The organism is Photobacterium sp. S4TG1 (genome assembly GCF_036040035.1).
Classification (GTDB): Bacteria; Pseudomonadota; Gammaproteobacteria; order Enterobacterales; family Vibrionaceae; genus Photobacterium.
In genome coordinates, this window is sequence record NZ_JAYXUH010000001.1 from 748,035 (window position 1) to 754,363 (window position 6,329).

5 protein-coding genes are annotated in these 6,329 nt (G+C 27.0%); all 5 read right to left on the bottom strand.

The window, feature by feature from the left end:
- Positions 1-59: 59 nt before the first annotated feature.
- The 5 genes from VXS03_RS03575 to VXS03_RS03595 all read right to left on the bottom strand — a co-directional run bounded on the left by VXS03_RS03575 (position 60) and on the right by VXS03_RS03595 (position 5,242).
- A complete protein-coding gene (locus tag VXS03_RS03575) occupies positions 60-551 on the bottom strand; it encodes a fimbrial protein (protein ID WP_327762007.1) in 492 nt (163 codons plus the stop codon).
- 64 nt (positions 552-615) lie between these two features.
- Positions 616-1,680 carry a hypothetical protein gene (locus VXS03_RS03580; RefSeq protein ID WP_327762008.1) on the bottom strand — a complete coding sequence of 355 codons (1,065 nt, stop codon included), beginning with the start codon at positions 1,678-1,680 and terminating at the stop codon, positions 616-618.
- 1 nt (position 1,681) lies between these two features.
- Entirely contained in the window at positions 1,682-2,356 is a 675-nt protein-coding gene (locus tag VXS03_RS03585) for a fimbrial chaperone (protein ID WP_327762009.1), read from the bottom strand.
- Entirely contained in the window at positions 2,346-4,655 is a 2,310-nt protein-coding gene (locus VXS03_RS03590; RefSeq protein WP_327762010.1) for a fimbria/pilus outer membrane usher protein, read from the bottom strand. Before VXS03_RS03590 ends, VXS03_RS03585 begins: the two co-directional genes overlap by 11 nt.
- A 2-nt stretch (positions 4,656-4,657) precedes the next feature.
- Positions 4,658-5,242, bottom strand: coding sequence for a fimbrial protein (locus tag VXS03_RS03595; RefSeq protein ID WP_327762011.1), 585 nt, complete (start codon positions 5,240-5,242; stop codon positions 4,658-4,660).
- Positions 5,243-6,329 lie beyond the last annotated feature (1,087 nt).

Genomic DNA, 6,329 nt, shown 5'->3' on the forward strand with positions numbered 1-6,329 from the left:
ATCACTGATAATCTAGCTATGCAGTAGTTTTTGTACCAGCATTATCAATAAAAATACCTCTAAGCATAAGACAATGTAACGATAATCCCCGCTGCGAATTTTCCACTTTTTATCGCATCATTGTCATTTTCAATAATTGGCTGAGCATTAATAGTAAACGAATGATTATTATCACTTGATATTATATAAGGAGAATAAAAAACAAGTGGACTGTTATTCCCTTGATTATTGCTCTTTACATTATATGAAGAGCTAAACGCTGATCCATAAGTTGTTAATAAAATACCTAAATTTTTGGTCGTTGTATTTAATATTCCTAACGATGGTAATCCAAAGTGACCACTCTCACTTAAGGGCTTAAATGATAACGCTATATTTTCATTTTTATAGTTTCCTGTACACGTTATGGTAATCGGTATTGAAATTATATTTCCACGTCGTTTTTTTAATTGATCAACACTCACTATATTGAAATTAACATTATGTTTAGGTATATATAACTCACAAATATTAGAAATAATCAACGATATATTTAATTTTGCACTCGTCACATACGAGCCATTACTTGCGCAGACTAAATTTGAAAATAAAACCATTATTAATACAAAAAAAAGTTTAATCATAATTAACTACCATATTGATAGATGCTGATACTAATCCTGACTTTATTTTAGTATGTGTGTTTAATAATAACGGTTTAACATTTATTGTTGTACTAAAATGTGTTGGTATATTATATTCATGATTAAACTTAAATTTATTATCTTTAATATCATTCGATAAATAATTCCACCATATTTTAAACCCAATATTACTTAACTTTCCATTTTGATTACCTTGTATAATATCGCCACCTATATTATCTATTGATCTTTTTTTAAAGATTAATGTTTGTGTCTCTGTATTTTTACATTCAATAAGTAAATTTGCACTTTCTGATTTAGATGATGCATTTTTGATATCTAATGCAGATACATTTTTAAAATTAACATTAATTGGCTTTATATTACAAGTTGGAATACGAGGCTTTTTATTTATGACATTTATGATAATATTGGGAAGATTACCATTCCCTAAAAGATTATTACCATTATTTGTTTGGTCATCAAGATCATTAAAATCACTTAAATTAACATAACCTGATGATGATGTTGTTGCTGCTATTGCAATAACAGATGTTGGCTTATCATTATTAAAATTATTTATTATAAGTGGAGGGGAGTTTAATATTATTTTAAATCTATTTGTTATTGTATCAGAATAAAAAAGATGAAATATATTAAACCATGAAATATAAGGAAAATAACCTGCACTATTTATAACTGCGCTCTTATTTGTAGAAGATAACGTAGGTGATATTAATTTTAATATGTAATTTTTATTATTAGAAAAATACATCTGATTAATTTTCCCCGCATATAATCCATTATTATTTGTTTTAACTTCAAAATATCTATAATAAGAATCTATAACACCAGTAACTGTACATGTTAAGTAATAGGTTATATCTAATGTACCAACAACATCTCCTATTTTATGTCCTGTGATATTAATAGTTGGATGTGATGATGTTACATTAATAGAACATCTATTATCTAAAGCAATAGGGCCACGAGAACCACTAGCATAGCAATGAAAGCTTAATAAATAAAACAAAAGAATAAATAATATTTTTTTCATATTAAATGCTCTTTATCTTATAATTAATCACAGCACCATAATCATTAATTGCATTAAAGGAAATGTTTTTATTATAATTCCCAAGTTTAACTTTGCTAAACGGCTTAAAAACAGTTAGTTTATTCATTATTACAGATGAAAGCTGTAATAGTTTATTATTATCAGTTACAGAAGTAATTGCAAAATAATATGGTGTTGGATTATTTAAATATATATCTCCATCCTTAGTTATTATATTTATTTTATTCTCTGCTCCTGCTCTATCATTTATTATAGCTTTAGGTCTATAAATTAATTTAACTCTTGTATTCATAGCTATTTGCAATGAGTTATCCGTTGTACTTTTTAACGGAATCTCTTGAATATTCAAATAAAATAATGATTCTTTGTTTTTAGGTAAATCATCATTTACATTTATGATTGAATCAATTTGAATTTGATTTTTTGCTAATGTAAAAAAAGCAGGGGCTGGTATAAAATATATATTGTTTATAGGTTGATCTGAATTCTCAATCCACACTTGTCCTCCGTAGCTATTATTTGAATCGTTAGTTATTTGTACGGCTATATTTTTTATTGTCCCATCATAAATATATCGAGTGCCATCTAATACAAAAGAGGCGTAACAATGTGTAGTCATAAACAATAATAAAGCATATATGTATTTATTTATCATAATGTATTTCCTGAATAGTATTTAAATTAGATTTATATCTTTTTAAATCGATATGATACCTTTCAACGCCAGTATTAATATTAATTATGTTTTTATCATTATGACTTCTTATAATTATAATACCTTTGTCTTGGCTATATCCAAGCGTTTGATTTTTATCATTCATTGCTACAGAACCAAATGGAATTGTCATCCCATTCTTTGCAAATATTCTAAATATATAAGTAAATGTTTTAATATAATTTATTTTTTTAAAAATTATAGCTCCCTCAGTTGGAGTTACAGTAAATGATGTAGTCTTAAATTGAATATTATTAGGTATATTTTCAGTATTAATATTAATTATATTAGTCTGATAACTATTTAATGTACTAATTGTTAATCCATTATTATTAGTTGGGTCTGAATCATTAAAAGAAATTCCTTTTATATTAGGCGTATCAATAACAGCAAATGTATTATTAGTATCCTTACTAAATAATAAGTGGTTATTTTCTCCATCATTAACACCAATAATTGTCCCAGATAATTGAATGTTTGCAGATGATGAATATTTTGTTTTAGATAATATTCCATTGAATTGAGCTGCATCTGATAGATATGTGGCATTTATTGAACTATTTATATCATCTTGTGACTGACTAACATTAGCAGAATAATTTAAATTATCCGTAATGTTTTGACTTATATTAATATTATTTACATAATCACCATTATTAATATAGTTACTAGAAAGTGATAGAAATGAACTACTAAGTGGTATGTTTAAACTAAAAGATAATGACAAATCATCTTTTAAAGAAGATGATTTGTTGTAAGATAAAGATGTAGTTAAAAATATATTTTTATATTCTGATGTTACAAAAAAATCACACCCATAATTATATGACTGCTTATATTCATTATACCATAATTGTTCAGCTAAATTACTTTTTAAATAATTAACATTATTATTTAATCCTATTTTTATATCGCTCAATAATTTATTATTATTGATTCTACCTATATCATTAAAAGAATTATAATTATTTTTATATTTATTATATTCAAGATTAATTTGGAGATCTTTATTTATATTTTTCGAATATAATACTGATATTTTATCTCCAATATTATTTCTCATACTATTTTCATATGAGAAATTATAAGTAAAAGAAGATATTCCTAAGAATCCTAAATTATAAGTAATACCACCCAATATATTGAAATATTTTTTAGAAATAATACTCCCCATAATGGTAGAGAACATATTATAACCATAAGAATACTCTATTTCCCCAAATGGCAATTTATTTGATGCCGTATTAGCCTTACCCATTGAAAATAAATAATTTGAACTATTAGGCCTAAGTAATGTAGACATTTGACCTACAGCATATTTTTTTTCTATTTTATTTCCATTTGCATCTACAATAACAACCTTAATATCACTATTACCAATAATATTAAGGTTATTAATTAAATAAGGTCCGGGATTTACATTTAATTTTTTTATTATATACCCATTCTGACTAATTGTTATTGTGGCAGCAGTAACTACTGATCCAGAAATAATTGGAGCATAATTCCGTTGTGACCATGGGATCATATTATTATTATTATATAACTGTATTCCTATAAATGGTATTGATGATAAATATCGACTATTAGTTTGATTTTCACCTATCGTTAAATCTGATGTTATAGATCTTATATCACGTTTCAAATAGACATTAGGTAATATTTTTTGTGCGTTAGAATCAATATTACCTATTAGTCTCCATGCCTTATGGTTAATTGAAAAGTCACTTGATATTGTTGTATTAATTCTTTCATTATTATATTTATCAGAGGATAAATAATAATTGAATAATATAGAATCATTACCTTCATTCCACTCACTATTATTAGCTTTAACAACTAATCCTGCTTGTGGAATAGTAAACATTAATTTATTTTCATGACTATTAAATTTTATTTTTGTGTTTTTTTGTTTCGTTAAAATATAATATCCATTTTCCTTATCAAAACATTTAGCATAGAACTTACTATTAATTTTAATATTAGCATCAGATAACCATGCTTTAGTTAAATGTAATTTTTTAATTGCATTATTTTTAATATTTATTTGTTCTGATCCTGTTTTTATACCATTAACATATATATCAACATAATAAGTATTATCTATATAACTATTATTTATTTCAGGTGAATTAGGGGGCATTCCATGAATAAAATCAGTATTAAATATAGTAGTTGCTGCAACATTACTTGTAGTAGCAACTGCTATAAAAAAAAATGCATACTTAACTTTTATCATAATCAATTATATGTGACATTATAAATTGCATTAGATAAAACACTTCCTGGAATTGGTTTTTGATTATTTTTATCTTGTAAATTGGCAGAAAACAAGTATCCAGGAAATGTTTTTTTATCGCCTTCCAGTGCTGTATAACTATCTTTTATAACTTTATTAGTTTGTGTTAAATGTACAGGCGATATCTTCGAGTTTGCCGTATAACCAGTGAGAGCAATATCAACATTTTTTGAAGTACCTAAATTAGTCAATCCATTATCATTAAAATTAGATCCACTCCAAGCAATAACTGCAGTTAATTGTTTAAAAGTAGGAGCGCATTTAGGGTCAGGTTTAAGGTAAAAATAAACCGGAGGAGTTTCTTTTTGGGTTGTTTTCATAACACCCAAATTAACAGTATTATTTAAATTAACCTGGCTACTTGATACAAGGTTAATACTACAAGTTGCTTGAACAACAACACCTGTAAAATTTATCTTCCCAGAAGAGGGCGTAGTTGGTTGTATTCCAGTAGACAGCCCAGCAATAGCATAATTCATACTAAAAATAGAACATCCAATTACAGTAATTCCTATAATCTTATTCATTCAAATTCCCTCTTTTATTTATAAAACTTAACTATTTATTAAGGCGATTCTAATCTCAATCATATCTATTTATCACTGTTATATATAAAACATGTGATTGAATAAATAGATATATAATTAAAAGTTATAATTATATATAAAAATATTAATAAATTGATCTGTATATTAAATGCATCGTTTATAATGATAAAAAGCAAACAATCTAACCAACTGAATTTGAATAAATTTTCACATCCACGATACTGACGTTATGAACAAGATAGGAAATCTATTATCAGCACATTGTAGAGCTATACCAATCTAACTAAAATTATGATCTAATTAAAACCATCATTGATAAATAAGATTCATTATAAACAGCAAGAGGAATTGATGAGGCGTTAGTGGTACCTTCGGTAAATAAAGAAATAATGACATAGTACTTGATCAAATATTACAAATAACCGAAAAAGGTCGTCATGCTATTGTGGTGATGGATGGTGTAGCTTAGCTCACTGGCGATATTACCAATCAGTTTAATAATCTCAGTATCATCTTACTTTTATATAGCCGAAAAAACTGAATCGTTAAATTCAGGCGTTTTCCATAATGTGAAGTGGATAGGACTTGCCATAGTTAACATTACAACCAGAGCATCTGCGCGTCCATTTTCCATCAAATAATAGTCGTGACAGACCGCTAAGCTTCTCAATAGAAAGTTAATCAACTAGACTACCACTCCGCAGTGTCTATTCAGCATCATCTTGCTTTATATACAGGCGAAAAAAGCCTGAATCTTTCGATTCAGGTTTCTTAAATAAATGGCGGAGTGGACAAGGCTTGCCATACCGAACATCAGCACGCCCCTCTGCGTTTCAGGCCGCTAAGCCCCCTAATAGAAACTAATTTATAACTTAATCTTCTACCATCATTCCCTACAGTGAGGTTACGAACGAGATAAGGAATCTATTATCAGCACGTTGTAGAGCTATTGTTTTAATTGCTTTTTTATTGGTTTCTGTAATGCTCAAACACGTGATAAGTAGATCTCGGATAGCTAGTGCCTCTCTTTCGAGATGACGAGTAATAACCCACGCTATCATTACCG